Genomic DNA, 19,230 nt, shown 5'->3' with positions numbered 1-19,230 from the left:
ATATCAAGCCTTCACATTTGCAGGTGTGCAATTCTGCAATTCATGAAACAGGAATTGGCGAAGTGATGCAATCTCCTGGGCGGCTTTGCCGGACGGTTCATGCTCGGTCACGCCAAGCCCGTAGGGCCATGCTGCGCGATAGGCGCTGCGCTCCCTGATGACTGCGCGCGCGACCTTTAGCCCGGTATCCTCCGCCAGTGTCCTCGCGTCATACAGTAGCGTCGTTGCCGTAGGCGGAGCCGCATTGAGCACGACAAAGCCGGTCCTGCCGGTGCTGATGATGAGCTGGGCCGTGCGCTTGATCGCGTCGAGGTCGATAAGGGAAGGGCGGCACGGTATCAGCACGATATCGGCTCGTTGCGCGGCTGCGGCTGCCTCGGCCCCGGCTGCCGGGGGCGTGTCGATGATGGTGAGGTCGAAACCGTTTGCCTCGGCCGCGTCGATCGCCTGGTTCAAGCGGCGCGCGCTGATCGGCTCTACATGGGGTAGCTCGGCCTCGCGGCGCTCGCTCCACGCCGTCGCGCTTTCCTGTGGGTCAAGGTCGAACAGGGCCGTCCTGATGCCTGCCGCCTGCGCCGCAACCGCCAGATTGACCGCAAGCGTCGTTTTGCCGACGCCACCTTTTTGCGCTGCAAGTGTGATTATATGCACGTGTGCACACCTTCAATATTGAAGACATGATAATATGCAGATTGGCAGGATCGCACAACCTTTCTTGTAGCCGGTCTAAAAGGCCGGCCTCAGGGCTGGGCGGGCGGGACAACAACACGGCCGCCTCGGCGGCCTCTCTGTTCGCGCGAGCGATCGTAGCCCGTCAGGGGCGAGACGCCAGCATGGCGGCTCGATCGGAGCTGCCAAGCGGAGATAGAGCGCGGCCCGCTCGGGCGCGTCCACCCTTGACGATCGGCTCAATGGTAACATATATGGAACCGATGGTGCTAAAGGAGTATAAGGACGGGGAAGGGCGAAGCCCGTTCGGACTCTGGTTTGCCGCGCTGGATGCGGTAGCCGCCGCAAAGGTGACGGTGGCGCTGAACAAGGTCGAACGTGGCGCGCTTTCCAACGTCAAACCGGTGGGAGAGGGCGTCTCGGAATACAGGATCGATTTCGGGCCTGGCTATCGCGTCTATTTCGGCATGGACGGCCAAACCCTCGTCATTCTCCTGAGTGGGGGCACGAAGAAGCGGCAGCAGCGTGACATCGACACCGCCAAGTCGCTGTGGGCGGACTACAAGGCGCGGAGGAAAGGAAGATCGTGATGGCTCTCACTCGCAACTTCAAGGATACTGTGCGCGCCCGTGTTCAAGCGGACTCGGCGTTTCGCTCGGCGCTCCTCACCGAAGCCGTCAATGCCTTCCTCCTCGGTGATATCGACACGGGAAAGGCGGTCTTGCGCGACTACATCAAGGCGACGGTAGGTTTCGAGGAACTGGCCGAACAAACCGGACGACCGTCCAAGAGCCTGATGCGGATGTTCAGCCCGGCGGGCAATCCCGCTGCTGACAATCTGTTTTCGGTCATCAGCACACTGCAACGCGCATCGGGTGTAACACTGGAAGTTCGCGCCACGTAATTTGAACCCGAAAGCGGTAACTTTCCTCTTTCGTTCTGCTGCTGTCTGACTCATAGAATCGTCATGCCGATCGCGCGCGAACATCGCTGGCTCTATCCGATCGACTGGCGCGAACTGTCAAACCTCATCCGGTTCCGGCGCGCGAAGGGGCGTTGCGAGCATTGCCGTCGCCCCCACGGCCGCGACGTGCTGCACTTAGGGAATGGCGTCTGGTGGGACGCGGACGCCGCGACCTGGCGCGACGGGCAGGGCAGGGAGCTTCGCCGGCTGCCGTCGCCAGACGAGCTGGCGCGGGCGCAACCGGGTCTCGCCGGCATCGACCCGCCTGCTCATCTTCGGATCACGCGCGTGGCCCTCGCCAGCGCGCATCTGAACCATGATCCCGGCGACAACCGGCCGCGCAACCTCGCGGCGCTCTGCCAGCGCTGCCACATGGTCCACGACGCCACTGAACATCGCCGACGCCGTTGGCTCAACGCCTTCCGGCTACGTGCGATCGGCGACCTATTCGCCTGACTGCCGGGCCGCAAGGCCAGGCGCTAACGGTTGGGTGGGTGGGACAAAGACGCGGCCGTCGAACGAAGGCCTCCACCTAAGCCGGTTGGCTAAGCGAGCTGCGCCCGCCCGGTATGTGGCGATAGAGCGTCGACGGCTGCACGCCAATCTGATGTGCGACCTCCTCGACGGTGATGGTCGGATCGGCGAGCATCGCTTTGGCTCGCTTGATCTCGGCAGGCCCCATCGCCGGCTTGCGCCCACCACGCCGCCCCAAGGCCCGCGCCTGGGCAAGCCCGGCATGGGTGCGCTCCAAGGTCAACTCCCGCTCGAACTCGGCGACGGCCGCGAAGACGTGGAACACGAGCCGCCCGCCGGGGCTGGTAGTGTCGATCGCCTGGGTTAGCACCTTTAGGCCGATCTCGCGCTTGGCGAGATCCTCGGCCGTCTCCACGAGCTGCCGGACGGAGCGTGCGAGCCGGTCCAATTTCCACACCGCCAGCGTATCGCCGGCGCGGAGATAGTCGAGCGCGGCACGCAACTCCGGCCGATCGCGCTGCGCGCCCGACGCCTTCTCGGTGAACACCTTCTCGCACCCGGCTTCGCGGAGCGCATTAAGCTGTAGGGCAGGGGACTGATCCCTGGTGGACACGCGCGCATAGCCGACGAGCAAGGGGCTTCTCCGAAAACTCGACACGACCTAGCCGGATTTCGGAGAAGGAAACAAGGGACGGTTTTAGGAAGTCAGATGGGCCGTTTTAGTGGCTTCCGCCGCGATCGGCCCGGCTGTCGCGCGAACGACCGTTTGCGAGAGCATTTGTTGATCTCTACCTTCCGGCGATGGTCACTGCCCGGTTGTTCTTTTCGCTTGTGTTGATCGCGGTCCTGACCAGATGGAAGAGCAGCTGCCCGCCCGAGTGGCGAACGGCAGATAACCAAGCTCGTCGAGCATCACGACCTCAAGGCGTGACGGCCGAGCTGCGAACGTACCGGCCTCGCCGAGGCGGATTTCCTCCTCAAGCCGGTTCACTCAGTCGATCGTGTGAAGTAGCGGTCGCGGGCACCATTTGCCGGTAATGGCACTTGCAAGGCACGTCTTGCTAGTTCCGGTAATAGCAACCGAAAATAGTACTGATTATAAATTTGGCTGTTGAAGTGAAATTCAAATAGTTACGACGATCGCCAAGTTAAGGTCGCGTTCACGCTCGGAATTATCATCCGCTCCCCTAGATCACGGGCCGACAAAATAAATAGGCTTTTACCCTAAGGTTCGGTGGACGATAATGAGGCGTTGAAAGGCTGCTCACCCTGCTCAATATTGTCGGAAGGTCCGTAATTGCTATCAAAGCGGCGATCTCGCACCGGCGCCTGATCACGAATTCTTGGCTGATACAACCCACCGCCAAACAATCCCAAGTCCCGCGCCTCTGCGCGTCCCATACTCGCAAGCAAGGCAAAACCGGCCACATAGGCGTCCCGTTCAGCAGTTACCAACTGGACTCTACTATTGAGCAGTTCCTGTTCGGCATTTAGTACATCGAGTACGTTGCGCGTGCCGACGCTATTTTCGGCGCGAACACCCTCAAGCGCCAGTTCGTTTGCCGCTACGGCTGCTTGCGATGACCGGATTACCCGCTCCGTCGCGCGGTGCCGGGTAAAAGCAGCGCGTGTTTCCGCAACTACCCGGCGCTCAACAAACACGATCTGTTCTAGTGATTGACTGGACAAAGCCTGTGCTCGTCGAACCTGAGCAGCGGGCAGACCACCCTGGTAGAGCGGAATCGTAGCAGAAAGCCCGACTGTAGCAGTTCGCTGGGATTGGAGGAACGCCCGACCGGGAATCGTGCTGGTTAGTGTGCCCAGATAGTTATTATAGTTGCTTGAACCCACAGCCGCTAGCCGTGGCAGCCGGGCGGCGTTAGCTACACGGATGTCGTAGCGTGCCGCCGCAGCGTCGAACTTCGCAGCGATCAACAGTGGGTTGTTGCGGAATGCCGTCACAAGCGCCGCCTCTACGTTCGCCGGCAGTCCCAGAAACTTCGGCGGTTTCTCCAAATTTTGTGCTGGAACACCAACAAACCGAATGTAGTTCTCGAGGCTGGTAACCAATTGTGCTTTTACAAGTTCGAGCTGCCCACGAGCGAACTCGAGCCGTGCCTCCGACTGAGCAACGTCGGTCCGGGTAAGGTCACCGACCTGAAAGCGATCACGGGATGCGCTAAGATTGGTTTCAAGAACTTCGACATTACGGGTGTTTAAACCGACAATGGCGCGGTCACGAATGACATCCATGTAGACTGATACAATAGCGGTGAAAACGTCCGCTTCAGTTGCTCTAAGGTTTGCCCGGCCGGAATCCACCCGAGCGTCCGCCGCGCGAATGCCGTTTTTGACACGGCCGCCTTGATAAAGCGGCAGCGACACATTCGCCGCCGCATTAGCGGCTCGCAGTGGTGCAGAGAAGCTATTAGCGGTACGAACGATAAACTCTTGATAATCTGCCGTTGCCGACAGGGTCGGCCGCGCGGCGGCCTTTGCAATCGAAACGCCTTCATCAGTCACGCGCAAACCCGCTCGCGCACCTGTCAGGCTTGGGTTCGTGCGATAGGCATTTATGAGTGCCTCGCCGAGCGTGTCTCCTCGAACCGGAACAGTCGTACTTAAAAGAATTGCGATCGCGCATGGATAAAGGGCGGCGTACTTCATTTGCACTCCCGTGCGTTGTTCTCCCCATAAATGCCTGAATGGGACTCACGGGCTTGGTTGATGTACTATTCAGGTAAACGTTACCCCAGCCTTGTACGGGGGGCCGATCAGACCGGCAAAGAATAGAAAGGGCAATAGCGAGCCTTTGCGCTCAATCACGGAAATTTGATGATTCCGATAGTAGAAACCGTGCGATTGGGGGAACGACCCTATTCAAAATACCGATCATAGTCTCTGAGCTTACCATGGCTTGTTGAAACATACGTTACAAGTTGCACCATCTGGTCGGTCCTCCAACACCGGTCCCATGCGCAGTCGTTTAATGGGACCTGAGTCAAGTCACTCCTCTCCGGTTGATGGAATTAACTCTAGATTTCCTGCTTTGGCAAGTCGCGTTTCCGCCTTCCTGCATAACCCATTGTCAGTTGTCAGTGTTCGTGCTCCTGAGCAAACGGCGGTGTCCCGCCATCAGGCCGAACGGAGTTTTAAATGGGTGACTACGACTACGACATTCTTGTCATAGGTGCCGGTCCCGGCGGCTATGTCGCTGCCATTCGCGCGGCGCAGCTCGGGCTGAAGACAGCCTGCGTAGAGGCGCGCGAGACCCTTGGCGGAACGTGCCTCAACGTCGGCTGCATCCCATCGAAGGCACTGCTCCACGCCTCCGAGCTGTACGAGGAAGCCAAGTCGGGCGCTCTTGCGAAGTTTGGAGTAGAAATCGAAGGCGCTCGCCTGAATTTGACGCAGATGCATTCCGAGAAGAGCAAGGCCGTCGGAGAGCTGACCGGCGGCATCGCCTTCCTATTTAAGAAGAACAAAGTCGAGTGGCTCAAAGGGCTGGCCACCTTCACCGGCAGGGACAGCGTCGAAGTCGCAGGCAAGACCGTGCGCGCAAAGAATATCGTGCTCGCTACCGGTTCGTCGGTGACACCCCTTCCGGGTGTCGAGGTGGACGGCGAAGTGGTTGTGGACTCCACAGGCGCGCTGGCGTTCCCCAAGGTCCCCGAACATCTCGTCGTCATCGGTGCCGGCGTGATCGGCCTTGAACTCGGCTCAGTTTGGAAGCGGCTTGGCGCCAAAGTGACGGTGATCGAATATCTCGACGAAATTCTTCCTGGCCTCGACGGCGAAGTGCGCAGGGAAGCGCGCAACATCTTCGGCAAACAGGGGCTCGCGTTCAAGCTCGGCACCAAGGTTACCGCGGTCGCACGCAACGGCTCAACCGCAACCATTACGGTTGAGCCCTCTTCCGGTGGCGAGGCTGAAACGATCGAGGCCGACGTGGTACTGGTCGCGATCGGACGGCGCCCTAACACCGGAGGCCTGGGACTCGACAAAGCCGGGCTTGGCTTGAACAAGAAGGGGCAGATCGAAGTCGACCACCGCTTTGCAACCGCTGTTCCCGGCATCTGGGCGATCGGCGACGTCGTTCCTGGCCTTATGCTTGCGCACAAAGCGATGGACGAGGGAATTGCGGTCGCCGAGAATATTGCGGGGCAAATCGGTATCGTGAATCACGCGGTGATACCATCCGTTGTCTACACCCATCCTGAGATCGCGGGCGTCGGCCTGACCGAGGAGGAGGCGAAAACACGCGGGGAAATCACGGTCGGCAAATTCCCCTTCGCAGCCAACAGCCGCGCCAAGACCAACCGAGATACCGACGGCTTCGTCAAGGTCGTTGCCGATGCCAAGACCGACCGCGTGCTTGGGGTTCACATCATCTCCACACTCGCCGGCACGATGATCGCTCAGGCTGCCCAGGCGATGGAATTTGGCGCAACTAGCGAGGATATCGCCTACACCTGCCATGCCCATCCCACGCACTCGGAGGCGCTCAAGGAAGCGGCGATGGCGGTAACGGGCAAGCCAATTCACATGTGAGGCAAAATCTTTGGCTGCCCCAGCCTCCTCTCCGCAGGGCGTCTTGTCCAAGGGGTCACTGCACGAAAGTGAAGTTTACGTACGCTAGGACCGAACGAACGGCGAACGCTGACGGTGCTAACGTCGGAAGGGTATGACGACGGCATGGTCGAGGAAGGCGCGCATACCTTCTTCATCGACGGTCTGACGAAAAACAGCATGCGCGGCATCATCAGTCGCGAACAGGTCGTCCCAGACCGTAGAAGTTCCATGCTCGTTTTCGACTTCAAGCGACCAGCCCGGCTCATTTTCCAACCGGATGATGTTCACTCTCACGGTGACGCCCTGTTCGGTGACGAAACCAGACAGGCTCGAGGTGACGATGTTGGGATCGCGTTCGTGCATCACTCTTTCCTCATGTTTTGTGTGCGGTTTTAGCAGCGGTGGGGTCGGTTCCGGTTGAGGGCGGAATGACACCCTAAGCGTGGGGCACGAAGCACGCAGTCTGAGTTTATGGTCGCCGCGCTCTTCGGCATTGCGATCCTCGCAGCGGGCTTCATGCTGTCCTGGGGTGCGGAGGCCGCAGAGAAGCGCGTCAGCCAAGGGCTGATCGTGGCGGCAATCGCGCTCGTCACCGTGCTGCCGGAGTATGCGGTCGACTTCTACTACGCCTATGCCGCGGGACAGGACCCGTCGTCTAACTATGTTCACTACGCTGCCGCGAACATGACGGGCGCCAACCGCCTGCTGGTCGGACTGGCGTGGCCGCTGATGGTGCTCGTCCACTGGTTTCGCACCCGCCAGCGCCGCATCGACCTTGCACCGGTCAACGCGGCAGAAGTCGTGTTCCTACTGATCGGCACCGCCTGGTCGTTCACGATCCTGATGCGCGATGCGATCGGGTGGATCGACAGTGTCGTGCTGGTCGCGATCTTCGCCGCCTATGTCTGGCGCGTCAGCTATCTCCCCGAGGCGGAAGAAGACGAGGACGACGAACCTGGCCCCGCAGCCGCGCTTAGCCAGCTGTCGTCGGCGCGTCAGTGGGCCGCGATGGCGGCGCTAACGGTCGTTGCGGCGACCGTTATCCTGGTCTCGGCTGAACCGTTTGCCGAGGCAATGGTGGACTCAGGGCGCTCGGTCGGCATCGATGAGTTCCTGCTGATCCAGTGGCTCGCGCCACTCGCCAGCGAGGCGCCTGCGGTGACCATCGCGGTACTGTTCGTGCTCTCGGGGCGGGCGGCTAACGGCCTTGCAACGATGATCTCGGACAAGATCAACCAATGGACCCTGCTGGTCGGCATGCTGCCGTTAGCAATGAGCCTCGGGGCAGGCGGACTCACCGCTCTGCCGCTCGATGCGCGGCAGCATGAGGAGTTCTTTCTCACTGCCGCGCAATCGCTGTTCGGCATTGCCCTGCTGTTGCGGTTGAGACTGGGTGTGTGGGGTGCGCTGGCGCTCGCCGGCCTGTTCGCCCTTCAGGTCGGCTTGACGCTGAATTTTCTCGGAGACGATGCGCGAACGATCGCCAGCCTGACGTGGCTTTCCTGGGGCTATCTGGCGCTTTCCGCGATCGTCGTGGCCACGAACGCAAAGTCGCTTGGGCATCTGATTGCGGTGGGTCTCTTCGCCAGCCACCCGGAAACCCATCCTTCGAGCGTCGCTTCAGCCGGGGGCAAGCGGTAGAGCATCCGAATGGGCGCAGCTGATACCGGCGCATTCCGGCCGCACGCGGCGACGTGCAATGCTTGGGAACTACACCATATGTACTTGGTGTGGCAGCCTCGCTGTCAATCAGGAACGAACGGAAGCATCATGCCGAACATTCGCAAGCCGATCATGGTCCCGCTGGCCGGGGCAGTCCTGCTGGGCGGCTGCGCTACCTATGCGCCACGGCCCTCTTCCTATTCCTACTTCGCAGTGTCCTGTGACACGCCCGGCGCGATCCGGGCGGTACCGATCGCCCGACCGGATGAACTGCCCGGGGCAACATCCACCGCTCCGCCGGCACCCGCCACGCCGCAAACGGCCGTCCCCTCTGCGCCGGGCAGTGCGGTTCAGGCAGACAGAAGCGAGTGCCTGATCGCCGTCGCCAACCGCGGGCGTGGTTCGCGCGGCGCCGGCTACTATGGGGGCGGCTATCCCTACCGCTATGGAAGCCCTTACGGCTACTACGGCTCCCCCTTCTATGGATCGCTCGGAATCGGGATTGGCATTGGTGGCGGCCATCATCGGGGCGGTCATCTTGGTGGCGGGCATTTTGGAGGTGGGCATTTTGGAGGTGGCCACGGCGGCGGACATGGTGGTGGCCGTCATTGATCCCGCCATGCGATCCCCAGGTCTTTCGAGAGGCAAGTTCCGTTGCCTTTGCTAGCTGGTAGCTTGTTGGAAACCCTTTGGCATATGGTCAGCCTTGCGGCCGCCTATGCTCTGGCTCTTCCGATCGGTTGGGATCGGGAGAAGGAAGAGCGCAGCGCGGGCGTGCGCACTTTTCCGCTCGTCGCAATCGCCAGCTGCGGTTTCGTGCTGATCGCGATTGCGGTACTTGGTCGGGCTTCGCTCGGCCAGGCACGTATCCTGGAGGGCCTGATCACCGGCGTCGGCTTCATCGGCGGCGGAGCGATCCTGAAGCAAGGGAGTCGAACATCAGGGACGGCCACGGCGGCGAGCCTGTGGGCGACAGGGGCCGTTGGTGCCGCGGTCGGATATTCGCTGTACGATATCGCCATCATCATCAGCGCTGTCACCTTCCTAACTCTCCGACTTTCACGTCCACTCAAGAAAACCGCGGGCGAACAGGGCGACAACGTGGATAGCGCACCGGCACTGTCAGGCGGGGCTAACGCCCGACCGGAACCGGATTCGGATAGTCGATTGCTGCGCGGATCGGATTAAGGTCGGGCGCTACGCGACGACAAATGGTTTCGACCCACATAAGATAAGGAGAAGCAGTTTGGGCCAGTGGATCCAGCAGCTCGTGGATCAGCTCGGCTATCTTGGCGTCGCGATGCTGATGTTCGCCGAAACCGTGTTCCCGCCGCTCCCCTCGGAGGTCATCATGCCGCTTGCCGGCCTGCGTGTTTCGCGCGGAGCATTGTCGCTGCCGGGCGTGATTGCCGCCGGAGCGGCGGGCGCCATGGCGGGCAATCTCTGCTGGTACGCCGTCGCAAGGATGCTCGGCATCGACCGGCTGCATGGCCTGGTCGATCGGCACGGCCGATGGCTAACGCTCGAATGGCAGGAGGTCGAGCGCGCGAAGACCTGGTTCCGCGGCCACGGTGGCCCGTTCGTCTGCATCGGGCGGATCGTCCCCACGGTGCGATCGGTCGTATCGATCCCGGCCGGGCTCGTGCGGATGCCCCTCGGACCCTTCCTCCTGTGGTCGACGATCGGCACGGCAGCCTGGACCGCGATGCTGGCCGCCGCCGGCTATCTGCTGGGGCAGCGCTATGGGGCGGTCGAGCGCTATGTGGGTCCGGTCTCGACGGCGATCATCATCGCGCTCGTGCTCTGGTACGCTTGGCGGGTAGCCACGTGGGGGCGTCGTCATGGGCGTTGAGGTGCCAAAGCCCATGAGCGACGCCACCATTCGGCGCGCGTTCTGGCGGACCGCCACGGCAAGCCGTGCGGCCGTCATCGTCGACGCCGATGACTATTTCAGGGCCGCCCGCTCCGCGATGCTCAAGGCCAAGCGGCGCATCGTGCTGATCGGCTGGGACTTCGACGCCCGGATCCAGTTCGCCGGGGAGGGGCAGGACGAGGGTCCGCCGACGGTCGGAGCGTTCATCAGCTGGCTGGTCAAGCGCAGTCCCCTGCTGGATATTCACATACTGCGCTGGGATACCGGTGCGCTCAAGACGCTGTTCCATGGCCGAACCCTGTTCACGATCCTGCGCTGGATGCGCGACCGCCAAATCCACCTCAAACTCGACGGGCATCATCCGGTCGCCGGATCGCATCACCAGAAGATCGTGGTGATCGACGACTGCATGGCCTTTTGCGGCGGCATCGACATGACCCGCGAACGATGGGACACGCGAGACCACCAGGACGAGGAACCGCGCCGCGTCCGACCGGACGGCACGCCGCACGGGCCGTGGCATGACGCGGCCATGGCGCTGGAGGGCCCGGTGGCACGCGCCCTCGGTGACGCCTGTCGGGAGCGGTGGCATGCCGCCGGCGGGTATTCGATCGAGCCCGTGACCAATGGCGCGGATTGCTGGCCTGATGGGCTCGAGGCAGACTTCAGGGACGTGCCCGTCGGGATCTCGCGCACGCTGCCAAAGCTCGCCGACCAGGAACCGGTCCACGAGATCGAGGCGCTGTATGTCGCGCTCATCGCGCGGGCGCGGCGGCTGATCTATGCCGAAAGCCAGTATTTCGCCTCCCGGCGGGTCGCGGAGGCAATCGCCAGACGACTCGACGAGACCGATGGTCCGGAAATCGTCGTCATCAATCCGACGACCGCGAACGGCTGGCTCGAACCGATCGCGATGGATACGGCCCGTGCCCGGCTGGTTGCCGAACTCCGGAAGTGCGACGTGCACGGCCGCTTCCGGCTTTATCACCCGTTCACCGCCGCGGGGGCACCGATTTATGTCCATGCCAAGGTCACGATCATCGACGACGTCGTGCTGCGGGTGGGATCCTCCAACTTCAACAACCGGTCGCTGCGCCTCGACAGCGAATGCGACGTGACGATCGACACGACCGGGGCATCCGACGCCGATGGGCATCGAAAGATAGCCGACATCCGCGCCGGTCTGCTCGCCGAGCACCTTGGCGCCAACAAGGACGCGGTCATCGCGAAGTTCGCCGAAACCGGCTCGTTGATCGCAACGATCGCGGCGTTGCAGGCACCGGGTCGCTCGCTACGCGAGTACGAGCTGCCCGAACTGTCTTCGATGGAAAAATGGCTGGCCGACAGCAAGCTGCTCGACCCCGAGGGACCCGACGAGATGTTCGAGCCGTTTTCGCGACGCCGAGGTCTGCTCTTTCACCTGCGGCACCGACACCGCCATCATCCGTGACCCGTACTGCCACGACCAGAAGGACCGGGGGCCAGTCCCGAACAAACATCCTTAACGATTTCTAATCATTCTTGCGCGAAGATGCGCGCTCTATCGTTCGCGTGAGAGGTCGACAGGCATGAATGTGAACGGCGTGGCCGATGTCATGGCGATGCGCAACGCGGTGCTTCAACGAAACGCCGCACTGAGGGATGTCGGCTCGGCTTCGTCGCCGAATGCGCTGCGGGGACCGGATGGCACTGCCCCATCGACGAGCTTTGCCGCGACGATGCAGACCGCGCTTCAAAAGGTGAATGCGCTCCAGGAACAGGAGGATGTCGCGACCGAAGCCTACGAACGAGGCGAGACGACCGATATCGCGACCGTGGCGCTGATACAGCAACGCGCCTCGGTTTCGTTCGAGGCCACCTTGCAGGTCCGGAACAAGGTTCTTTCGGCCTACAAGGACATCATGAGCATGGCCGTCTGATCACAGCCTGCGTCCATCGAGTGCCCGATGGCCGCGGGATGGCTCACCTGCTGTCAAGACTCCGAACCGCCGGTGGTGATGAACGACGATCTTCATGCCGGACGGCGTGATCGCTGCTGTCATTTTGGGCGTATGGCGTGCGAGGTTCATGCATGGGATAAGGCGTAGGCTGCGGCATCTGGTACGCGGGACGGGGTGCGGACGAGGCAGGGTAACCGCCGTAGCTTCCGCCCTCATAGGCATGCCCGCCATCCCAGTTGACCCCGCCATGCGTGCCGCTCCAGTTGACGCCGGCACCATGGGACATGACCTGCGCGCCAGCCGGCGCTGCCGCCAAGCCGGCAAGGATCATGATTCCAAGTGTCAGCCCGCATCTTCTGGTCACGCTATTTCTCCCTCCATGCACCGACAACCATGAAACGGCTGCCTGTTCAGAACGCCAGCCGAGTGCGGATCAATGCCGAAACAGACCGCCAAGAAAGCCGCCGGGACGATAGCCGCCGTGGCCACCACGGTCATGCCCGCCACCATGACGTCCACCGCCATGAGATCCTTCATTGTACCCGCTCCAGGGAGCAGGCTGAGCATATCCAGGTGCAGTCGGTTGTGGCGGGTAATCGGGTGCCGGCCTCGACGTCGCCTCGTACGAAGCGTTCTTCTCGATGATCTTGTCGAGTTCGCCGCGGTCCAGCCAGATGCCCCGGCATTGCGGGCAATAGTCGATCTCGACCCCCTGCCGGTCGGCGAGCACGAGGTCGACCCGGCACACGGGGCAGAGCATGCCCTGCAACCGGGTGGTCGCGGGTACTGTTGCGGCATCCGTCATGGTGCATTCCTCTCTTTGGTCGGCACCGCTGGGGCGGTCTGCCCGGGAAGCGCTGCTTTCATCTTAATAGCCATAACCCCCGTAGCGCTGATTGCGCTCCTGGCGCTCATGCCGCCGTTCACGACGTTCCTCGCGGCGATCATGGCGATTGTTGTAGCCATAACCGCCCTGGTAATAGCCGCCACCATTACCGCGCCAGGACTGCTGATGGCCACCGCCTCGATCGCGGTAGGCGTCGCCATATCCGCCGTGTCCTCGGACCTGATTGCCGTAGGACGGGCCGCCATTATGTCCGCCGTAACCGCCATGGGACTGGGCCATCGCGGCCGGCGCAGCAAACGCCAGCGCCGCCGCGGCCAAGATCAAGGATCCTCTCATGACTACCTCCATCAAGCGTGACCGAATGTCACGTCTAGTAGATAGGACCGCGATATTGAATGCAGGCGGAATGCGATCGACAGCTTACATTCACTAACAAGAGATGATATTATATTAATTGCGTAGTCAGGTAAGAGTCATGGCATAAAATTATCTCATCGAACCTTTAAGTGTCTCAAGGCACTTGTACCCTCGACTAGATCCATTTTGCGCGCTTGAACCTGATATAGAGCATGCTGCACACCGTAGCGGCCACCGCGAGTACGACGAAATATCCATACTTGGTTTTCAACTCTGGCATGTTTTCGAAGTTCATACCGTAGATGCCTGCGAGGGCAGTCGGCACGGCCAGAATGGCCGCCCAGGCCGCAAGCTGCCGGGTACTCGCACCAGTGCGCTGCTGTTCGAGCAGATTGCTGACCTCAAAGACCGATGTGAGCACTTCGCGAAGGCCACCCACCGTGGTTTCAACTCTATGAATATGGTCTAGCACATCTCGGAAATACGGGATTACCTCCCGGTCGATGCAAGGCATGTCGGGGTGGGTGAGTTTGTTCGCTACCTCGCCCATGGGGCCAAGGACCCGTTGGAACCGCATTAGCTCACGTCGTAGATTGAAGATGCGACTGATTTCCTCCCGGGCCAGGAAAGCGTCAAGCGCCCGTTGCTCCATTATGACGACTTCCTCCTCGATGGCCTCCCCGATCGGCAGATAGCCATCGACGATGAAGTCGATAATGGCGTGCAGAACATAGTCGACACCATGCGCGAGTAGTGACGGCGCCGCCTCAAGCTGGCCGCGCAGCGTGCTGTGCGAGCGTGCCGATCCATGCCGCACGGTGATGACATGACTGGGACCCACGAATATCGCGGTTTCACCGTAGGCGATAACCTGATCCTCAAGCCGGGCAGTCAGCGCGACCACGAACAGCTGATCGCCGTAGACATCGACCTTCGGATGCTGGTGGGCTTTCAGAGCATCCTCAACCGCAAGCGGGTGAAGGCCGTAGTGCTCCTGGAGCTTCCGAAGCTCCTCCTCGGACGGCTCCAGCAGGCCGATCCAGACGAACTCCGCCTTGTCGTCCGAACAGAATGTCGGCTCGTCGATCGAAAGCGACCGGACCCGCTGGCCGTGGCGATAAAGGGAAGCAGCAACAACGCTCATCAGGACCCTCTAAACATTGATAGACAATCGCCCTAACAGGAGACGATCCTTACGTCGCTGCGAACGCCTATCCCCACTGCTGAAGCCTCAGACATGCCTGGGGCTTCCTCACGGCCCCTGTACATTATCAGGACATGGAATCACGGTAGTGGCTGATCGGGTATCTCGGGCAACCAACCGCATCAGAATATCAACTGATTGCAACGGCAAAAAGCATCAGTGCTAAGGTCATAAGCAATCCGCCGACGCCTAATCGCGTCCTCGATCTATCAGCGGGGCTTACGTTAAGTGAGCTAGCAGCCGGCCTAGGTGTTTAGTCCCGGCATCTGGTGGATCGGATTGACGATGAACCTATCCGGCTCTGACGTCCAGATTTTGGCGATGTATTCGTAGGGTGTGAGTCCGCTGAGCGTCTTGAGCCGGCGGGCAAAGTTATAGGCAGCCATGAAGTCAGCGAGGTGCGTCCGTAGCTGGTCATGGCTCTCGTAGTGGAAGCGTTTGACGGTCGCCTCCTTGATGGTGCGGTTCATCCGCTCGACCTGACCATTGGTCCAAGGGTGGTTCGGCTTGGTCAACCGGTGCTCGATGTCGTTCGCTTCGCAGATCATATCGAAGCGCATCTGACGCGACCAGGCGGTGTTACGGTTGCGCGGCTGGTCGGCGAACTGGATGCCATTGTCGGTCAGGATCGTGTGGATACGGTAAGGTACAGCTTTTAGCAGGTGTTCCAGGAACTCCCACGCCGTTCGCCGATCAGCCTTGTCGACCAACTGGGTGACGGCGAACTTGCTGGTGCGGTCGATGCCAACGAACAGGTAGAGCTTGCCTTCGGCGGTCTGCACCTCTGCAATATCCACGTGGAAGAAGCCGATCGGGTAGCGCTTGAAGCGCTGTCGCTTCGGCTTGTCCCCCTCGATGTCCGGCAGACGGGATATGCCATGACGCTGGAGGCAGCGGTGCAGCGCTGAGCGCGTCAGCTGCGGGATCGAGGGCTGCAACGCGTAGAGGCAATCGTCGAGCGGCAGTAATGTGTGACGCCGGAACGCGACGACGGCCGCCTCCTCAGCTTGGGTCAGGGTCGTTGAATGAGGGGCCTTCGGCCCAGTCTTTTGATCCTCGACCGTCGCCCGCTTACGCCACTTCGCTACCGTCTTAGGGTTGATCCCAAGCTCTCGGCTCAGCGCCGAGAGCGAAGCTTGCGATCGCTGTATTGCTGCTCTGACGGCGTGCGTGGTCGTGGCGCTCCCGTGACGTACCTGTCCCATACGGCTTCCTTCCATTCTAACGAAAGGATCGCACCATCAAACCGTGGGATCAAACATCTAACACCTAGCCTCCGTAACGGGTATAAACGCGCTGGCCAGCCGGGCCGAACGCGATGACGTCGAAGGGTTGCGGCTTCGCGCCTGGCACCTCCATCCCCGGCGAACCAAGTGGCATTCCTGCTACGGCTAGGCCGTGGACGCCCTTTGGATGCTGCGCAAGCACGCGCTTCATGTCGGCGATCGGCACATGCCCCTCAAATGCCATGCCATCAATGATGGCGGTGTGGCAGGATCCGAACTGCGCCGGTACACCCACACGGCGCTGAAAGGCGGCCCGGTTTGCGTCGTCCAAGATCTGTACCTTGCGCCCGAACTGCTGGTGGACCTGATCTGCCCATTTCTCACAGCAGCCACAACCTGGGTCACGGTGCATGGCAATATCGGCTGCATCCGATGCTACGCCAGGAAGGACCGTCAACAGGAGGACGGCGAGACCAGCCATTCGATATTTCATGTCAGATGCTGCCACCTGGCTTCTCCTTCTTGAGGCAATAGGCTGCTGCCACGGCCAAAATCGCTAATTAACAAACGCCAGATACATACTTTCTGCTGCACAAGAAACGGCAACAACATCGCAGTACCTCGCTTCAATCTTACCCGCGACCCTATCCTCACATTGTTTTTCCATCACACATTCGGAAAGCCGCGAAGGCAAAAGGTAGTATTCAACGGAATGGCTATTATTCTAGCCTACAACCACTACGGTAAGGCAAATATAAGAGACAGAAAGGGTTAAGATGCGTCTCCCTGCCATATCCACATTGGCTTTTTCAGTGTGCGCGCTCACCGCATGCACTGGTCCCCTTGCCCGCCCCCGCCACTCAGCCATGTCTGTCTACGATCATGTTTCTTGCAACACCCCCGGCGCGCGCCGTGAGGAACCGATCCCGTCAAATGCGGCGGAGTCGGAATCTACTCCGGTGAAGGCCGATCCGAATAAATCTCGTACCATCACTTGCGTGATTGAACATCGGCCTGGCTAAGAGCGCATTTGACATGCGGTTCTGCCGCTTGCTCGACGGAGATTTTGGCATGGCGACGTCTGCCAACCCTGATTGCGTTCAGGAATTGGCCGGGCAATTTCTCGGTGCTTATTCAGTCAGTGAACTCTTGCTAGCGAACCCCCTTGGCGGAAGCGTCCTTGGTAGCCTTATCCAGCGCAGCGACGGCCCGCGCTGCCGCCTTACAGTCATTGCCGCTTTCCTGACCGCGCTCGCAGCGTGTCACGATCAATCTGGCTTCTTTAGCATGAGTGCGGAAATATCCCTCGTCGGGCGGCGTGATCAGACTACAACCACATAAGGCAAGCGTGACGGCAAAGGTGACGGTCAAACGTGTCCTGTCAATCATCGAAATATCGCTTTTCTGATGTTGGGGTGTCCAAAAGAACTGAGGGCCAATTTGGTTTGAAGCTTGTTTACTATCAAGGCCTGTACGCCGGGGTGGTGGTGAACGAGCAATTTGCTGACTGATCAATCACTTGGGTCGAAACCCAGAACCGCCTGTTCCGATGAACGACGATCGTTATGCCGGACAGCGTGATCGCTGCTGTTATTTTGGGCGTGTGGCGCGCGAGGTAATTGCATGGAATAAGGCGAAGGCTGCGGCATTTGGTAGGCGGGACGGAGTGCAGAAGAGCGAGGGTAGTCTCCGTAGCTTCCTCCCTCATAGGCATGCCTACCGTCCCAGTTGACACCGCCATGCGTACCGCTCCAACTGACGCCAGCGCCATGGGATATGACCTGCGCGCTGACAGACGCTGTGGTCCATCTGACAAGGATTAATAAGGCCACGAGCTTGAGCCCGCATCTTCTGGTCACGCTATCTTCCTCTATGCACCACGACTATGAGACACCTATCTGTTTAGAACACGCGGCCGATTGCCGATCAATGCTGGAACAGACCGCCAAGGACGTCGCCAGGGCGATAGGCAGCATGACCACCGTGGCCATGCTGGCTGTCACGGTGCCCACCGCCATAAGGTCTCTCATTGTATCCGCCCCAAAGAGTAGGCTGGGCGTATCCAGGCTCAATCGGCTGTAACGGAAATCGGGTACCGGCCTCGCCGTCGCCTCGAACAAAGCGTTCTTATCGATGATGATCTTGTCGAGTTCGCCGCGATTCAGCCAGATACCCCGACATTGCGCACAACACTCGATCTCACCCCCTGCCTGTCCGCAAGCATGAGGTCGATCCGGCACACGGGACAAAACATGCATTGTATCCGGGTGGTCGTGGTTACCGGTGCGGCGTCCGTCATGGTGCAGCCCCCTGGTTGATCGACGTCGACATGAGCGACTGCGTATCGGGCGTCGCTTTGATGTTAGTAACTATACCCGCCGTAACGCTGATTATGCTCGCGACGCTCATGCCGGCGCTCGCGATGCTCCTGATGCTCCTGATGCTCCTGCCGACCATTATAGCCGTAGCTGCCACGATAATAGCCGCCATTGCCACGCCAAGATTGGTTATAGCCAAGATCACGATCACGATCGCCAAAAGAGCAATCATGCCCAATGTTGCGCGGTATTGGTCACCGTAAACTTGGCCTCTACCCTAACCGCCATAGGATTGGGCCGTCGCAGCCGGGGTCAAAAAGGCGATGACCGCAAAAATTAAAATAATATTACTTTAATAAATAACTCCATTGCAAAGCGACTAAAAATTTCACAATTCAACTTATATGATATTATAAGTAAAAAAAGGTAATACTACCGGAAGCGAATACTCATAGAGGTACAATATTACATATCTTTGCATAAAACTGTGCCTATGATTGGCATTATATCTAAGCCGATAAGACGGCGTACTGAGGTCAAGAAATTCGCAAACATCGAAAGTTGAAAATTTCGGCAACAGGATCGGTCGCACAGGGGTGCCGTTGCAATCCGGACTATCACTTCATCGTCGTTGATGCTACGGCGCAATCCGTGCGACGCCTCTTGAACATTTTTGCCTGCCTAATGCTCGTTTTCTCTCTTGAGACGACGGCAGCGGCGCATGTGTTCGAACGGCCGGATGCCAGCATCAGTGCAAGCGAGACGCCGGGCGAACAAATCGCCGAAGGGCACACGCCCGGCGACGCCGATCAGGTGCCCTCGGATGGCGACAAGGGTTATCCTCATCACCACGGTGGGTGCCACGGCGATCATGTCGCGGCGCCGGTCAAGATCGCCAATGCCGCCGTCACGCGCGACCTCCGCCTTGCCCCCGTTTTCGCAGGCCGATCGATGCTGCCTCTGTCCACGGCCGATCCCGCATTGAGGCCGCCACAAGCCTGACGACCCGCTAACCCCGCCGGCTGCTGCCGCGCGGGGCGAACTAGGTTCGTCAGGAGTCATCATCGATGCATCGTACAATCGCGACCTTCATGGTCGCGGCGTCCTTGGCCAGTGCGGCCGAG

Annotated in this window: 23 protein-coding genes; 12 read left to right on the top strand and 11 right to left on the bottom strand. The window is 60.2% G+C overall.

All coding sequences use genetic code 11. The features are described 5' to 3' along the window. Positions 1-3 precede the first annotated feature (3 nt). The gene (locus tag ASE82_RS05540; protein WP_056060036.1) at positions 4-651 is read right to left on the bottom strand and encodes a ParA family protein; all 648 of its coding nucleotides are present in this window, start codon (positions 649-651) and stop codon (positions 4-6) included. A gap of 272 nt (positions 652-923) precedes the next feature. Here ASE82_RS05540 and ASE82_RS05535 point away from each other — a divergent pair, with 272 nt between their 5' ends. The 3 genes from ASE82_RS05535 (at position 924) to ASE82_RS05525 (ending at position 2,089) form a co-directional block, all read left to right on the top strand. Then, entirely contained in the window at positions 924-1,259 is a 336-nt protein-coding gene (locus tag ASE82_RS05535) for a type II toxin-antitoxin system RelE/ParE family toxin (protein WP_321164094.1), read from the top strand. Next, positions 1,259-1,573: a helix-turn-helix domain-containing transcriptional regulator gene (locus ASE82_RS05530; protein WP_056060032.1), complete on the top strand. Its 315-nt coding sequence runs from the start codon at positions 1,259-1,261 to the stop codon at positions 1,571-1,573. The genes ASE82_RS05535 and ASE82_RS05530 overlap by 1 nt, the downstream gene beginning before the upstream one ends. A 63-nt stretch (positions 1,574-1,636) precedes the next feature. Next, positions 1,637-2,089 carry a hypothetical protein gene (locus ASE82_RS05525; protein WP_056060030.1) on the top strand — a complete coding sequence of 151 codons (453 nt, stop codon included), beginning with the start codon at positions 1,637-1,639 and terminating at the stop codon, positions 2,087-2,089. Positions 2,090-2,165: 76 nt separating this feature from the next. On the opposite strand, the gene ASE82_RS05520 is transcribed toward ASE82_RS05525, so the two are convergent. Both ASE82_RS05520 and ASE82_RS18800 read right to left on the bottom strand, forming a co-directional pair. Further along, positions 2,166-2,741 carry a recombinase family protein gene (locus ASE82_RS05520; RefSeq protein ID WP_056060027.1) on the bottom strand — a complete coding sequence of 192 codons (576 nt, stop codon included), beginning with the start codon at positions 2,739-2,741 and terminating at the stop codon, positions 2,166-2,168. A gap of 590 nt (positions 2,742-3,331) precedes the next feature. Further along, positions 3,332-4,774, bottom strand: a complete 1,443-nt coding sequence (locus ASE82_RS18800) for a TolC family outer membrane protein (protein ID WP_082441329.1) — start codon at positions 4,772-4,774, stop codon at positions 3,332-3,334. 489 nt (positions 4,775-5,263) lie between these two features. Between ASE82_RS18800 and lpdA the strand changes: the two genes are divergently transcribed. Next, positions 5,264-6,658 carry a dihydrolipoyl dehydrogenase gene (gene lpdA / locus ASE82_RS05515; protein ID WP_056060025.1) on the top strand — a complete coding sequence of 465 codons (1,395 nt, stop codon included), beginning with the start codon at positions 5,264-5,266 and terminating at the stop codon, positions 6,656-6,658. Positions 6,659-6,775: 117 nt separating this feature from the next. Here the strand turns inward: lpdA and ASE82_RS05510 are convergent, their stop codons facing one another. Next, positions 6,776-7,042 carry a hypothetical protein gene (locus tag ASE82_RS05510; protein WP_056060022.1) on the bottom strand — a complete coding sequence of 89 codons (267 nt, stop codon included), beginning with the start codon at positions 7,040-7,042 and terminating at the stop codon, positions 6,776-6,778. Positions 7,043-7,150: 108 nt separating this feature from the next. Here ASE82_RS05510 and ASE82_RS05505 point away from each other — a divergent pair, with 108 nt between their 5' ends. From ASE82_RS05505 to fliE, 6 genes are all read left to right on the top strand, one after another. Then, positions 7,151-8,320, top strand: a complete 1,170-nt coding sequence (locus tag ASE82_RS05505; protein WP_082441328.1) for a sodium:proton exchanger — start codon at positions 7,151-7,153, stop codon at positions 8,318-8,320. 502 nt (positions 8,321-8,822) lie between these two features. Then, the gene (locus tag ASE82_RS19275) at positions 8,823-9,008 is read left to right on the top strand and encodes a hypothetical protein (RefSeq protein WP_056060019.1); all 186 of its coding nucleotides are present in this window, start codon (positions 8,823-8,825) and stop codon (positions 9,006-9,008) included. Positions 9,009-9,037: 29 nt separating this feature from the next. Continuing rightward, positions 9,038-9,529 carry an MgtC/SapB family protein gene (locus ASE82_RS05495; RefSeq protein ID WP_056060015.1) on the top strand — a complete coding sequence of 164 codons (492 nt, stop codon included), beginning with the start codon at positions 9,038-9,040 and terminating at the stop codon, positions 9,527-9,529. 58 nt (positions 9,530-9,587) lie between these two features. Beyond that, positions 9,588-10,193 carry a DedA family protein gene (locus ASE82_RS05490; RefSeq protein WP_082441326.1) on the top strand — a complete coding sequence of 202 codons (606 nt, stop codon included), beginning with the start codon at positions 9,588-9,590 and terminating at the stop codon, positions 10,191-10,193. Positions 10,194-10,206: 13 nt separating this feature from the next. Further along, a complete protein-coding gene (locus ASE82_RS05485) occupies positions 10,207-11,664 on the top strand; it encodes a phospholipase D-like domain-containing protein (protein WP_056060094.1) in 1,458 nt (485 codons plus the stop codon). Between the two features lie 118 nt (positions 11,665-11,782). Further along, entirely contained in the window at positions 11,783-12,133 is a 351-nt protein-coding gene (gene fliE, locus ASE82_RS05480; protein ID WP_056060013.1) for a flagellar hook-basal body complex protein FliE, read from the top strand. Between the two features lie 454 nt (positions 12,134-12,587). On the opposite strand, the gene ASE82_RS18790 is transcribed toward fliE, so the two are convergent. The 7 genes from ASE82_RS18790 to ASE82_RS20355 all read right to left on the bottom strand — a co-directional run bounded on the left by ASE82_RS18790 (position 12,588) and on the right by ASE82_RS20355 (position 18,046). Next, complete coding sequence (locus tag ASE82_RS18790) at positions 12,588-12,914, bottom strand: TFIIB-type zinc ribbon-containing protein (RefSeq protein ID WP_082441332.1); 327 nt, start codon at positions 12,912-12,914, stop codon at positions 12,588-12,590. A 108-nt stretch (positions 12,915-13,022) separates the two neighbouring features. Continuing rightward, entirely contained in the window at positions 13,023-13,337 is a 315-nt protein-coding gene (locus tag ASE82_RS05470; protein WP_156348781.1) for a hypothetical protein, read from the bottom strand. A gap of 196 nt (positions 13,338-13,533) precedes the next feature. Further along, positions 13,534-14,502, bottom strand: coding sequence for a magnesium and cobalt transport protein CorA (locus ASE82_RS05465; protein ID WP_056060002.1), 969 nt, complete (start codon positions 14,500-14,502; stop codon positions 13,534-13,536). Positions 14,503-14,807: 305 nt separating this feature from the next. Next, positions 14,808-15,767 (bottom strand): IS481 family transposase, encoded by a 960-nt coding sequence (locus ASE82_RS05460; protein WP_056059999.1) that lies wholly within the window; start codon positions 15,765-15,767, stop codon positions 14,808-14,810. 64 nt (positions 15,768-15,831) lie between these two features. Further along, positions 15,832-16,281: a DUF411 domain-containing protein gene (locus ASE82_RS05455; RefSeq protein ID WP_056059997.1), complete on the bottom strand. Its 450-nt coding sequence runs from the start codon at positions 16,279-16,281 to the stop codon at positions 15,832-15,834. A 659-nt stretch (positions 16,282-16,940) separates the two neighbouring features. Then, positions 16,941-17,303 carry a hypothetical protein gene (locus tag ASE82_RS19810; RefSeq protein ID WP_200910677.1) on the bottom strand — a complete coding sequence of 121 codons (363 nt, stop codon included), beginning with the start codon at positions 17,301-17,303 and terminating at the stop codon, positions 16,941-16,943. Positions 17,304-17,671: 368 nt separating this feature from the next. Beyond that, on the bottom strand, positions 17,672-18,046 hold the full coding sequence (locus tag ASE82_RS20355; protein WP_443025072.1) for a zf-TFIIB domain-containing protein: 375 nt from the start codon (positions 18,044-18,046) through the stop codon (positions 17,672-17,674). 56 nt (positions 18,047-18,102) lie between these two features. Here ASE82_RS20355 and ASE82_RS19270 point away from each other — a divergent pair, with 56 nt between their 5' ends. Both ASE82_RS19270 and ASE82_RS05440 read left to right on the top strand, forming a co-directional pair. Further along, positions 18,103-18,369, top strand: coding sequence for a hypothetical protein (locus tag ASE82_RS19270; protein ID WP_156348780.1), 267 nt, complete (start codon positions 18,103-18,105; stop codon positions 18,367-18,369). A gap of 421 nt (positions 18,370-18,790) precedes the next feature. Continuing rightward, positions 18,791-19,108, top strand: a complete 318-nt coding sequence (locus ASE82_RS05440) for a hypothetical protein (protein ID WP_056059988.1) — start codon at positions 18,791-18,793, stop codon at positions 19,106-19,108. The last annotated feature ends 122 nt before the right edge of the window (positions 19,109-19,230 follow it).

The organism is Sphingomonas sp. Leaf230 (assembly GCF_001421745.1).
Taxonomy (GTDB): domain Bacteria; phylum Pseudomonadota; class Alphaproteobacteria; order Sphingomonadales; family Sphingomonadaceae; genus Sphingomonas.
Note: the sequence above shows the minus strand (reverse complement) of the source record. Positions and strands in the feature narration are given on the sequence as shown.

Coding starts and splice junctions, on each gene's coding strand:
- ASE82_RS05535 (WP_321164094.1), top strand. CDS start 924: ATGGAACCGATGGTGCTAAAGGAGTATAAGGACGGGGAAGGGCGAAGC.
- ASE82_RS05530 (WP_056060032.1), top strand. CDS start 1,259: ATGGCTCTCACTCGCAACTTCAAGGATACTGTGCGCGCCCGTGTTCAA.
- ASE82_RS05525 (WP_056060030.1), top strand. CDS start 1,637: ATGCCGATCGCGCGCGAACATCGCTGGCTCTATCCGATCGACTGGCGC.
- ASE82_RS18800 (WP_082441329.1), bottom strand. CDS start 4,774: ATGAAGTACGCCGCCCTTTATCCATGCGCGATCGCAATTCTTTTAAGT.
- lpdA (WP_056060025.1), top strand. CDS start 5,264: ATGGGTGACTACGACTACGACATTCTTGTCATAGGTGCCGGTCCCGGC.
- ASE82_RS05510 (WP_056060022.1), bottom strand. CDS start 7,042: ATGCACGAACGCGATCCCAACATCGTCACCTCGAGCCTGTCTGGTTTC.
- ASE82_RS05505 (WP_082441328.1), top strand. CDS start 7,151: ATGGTCGCCGCGCTCTTCGGCATTGCGATCCTCGCAGCGGGCTTCATG.
- ASE82_RS19275 (WP_056060019.1), top strand. CDS start 8,823: ATGGATCGCTCGGAATCGGGATTGGCATTGGTGGCGGCCATCATCGGG.
- ASE82_RS05495 (WP_056060015.1), top strand. CDS start 9,038: ATGGTCAGCCTTGCGGCCGCCTATGCTCTGGCTCTTCCGATCGGTTGG.
- ASE82_RS05485 (WP_056060094.1), top strand. CDS start 10,207: ATGAGCGACGCCACCATTCGGCGCGCGTTCTGGCGGACCGCCACGGCA.
- fliE (WP_056060013.1), top strand. CDS start 11,783: ATGAATGTGAACGGCGTGGCCGATGTCATGGCGATGCGCAACGCGGTG.
- ASE82_RS18790 (WP_082441332.1), bottom strand. CDS start 12,914: ATGCTCTGCCCCGTGTGCCGGGTCGACCTCGTGCTCGCCGACCGGCAG.
- ASE82_RS05470 (WP_156348781.1), bottom strand. CDS start 13,337: ATGAGAGGATCCTTGATCTTGGCCGCGGCGGCGCTGGCGTTTGCTGCG.
- ASE82_RS05465 (WP_056060002.1), bottom strand. CDS start 14,502: ATGAGCGTTGTTGCTGCTTCCCTTTATCGCCACGGCCAGCGGGTCCGG.
- ASE82_RS05460 (WP_056059999.1), bottom strand. CDS start 15,767: ATGGGACAGGTACGTCACGGGAGCGCCACGACCACGCACGCCGTCAGA.
- ASE82_RS05455 (WP_056059997.1), bottom strand. CDS start 16,281: ATGAAATATCGAATGGCTGGTCTCGCCGTCCTCCTGTTGACGGTCCTT.
- ASE82_RS20355 (WP_443025072.1), bottom strand. CDS start 18,046: ATGCATGTTTTGTCCCGTGTGCCGGATCGACCTCATGCTTGCGGACAG.
- ASE82_RS05440 (WP_056059988.1), top strand. CDS start 18,791: ATGCTCGTTTTCTCTCTTGAGACGACGGCAGCGGCGCATGTGTTCGAA.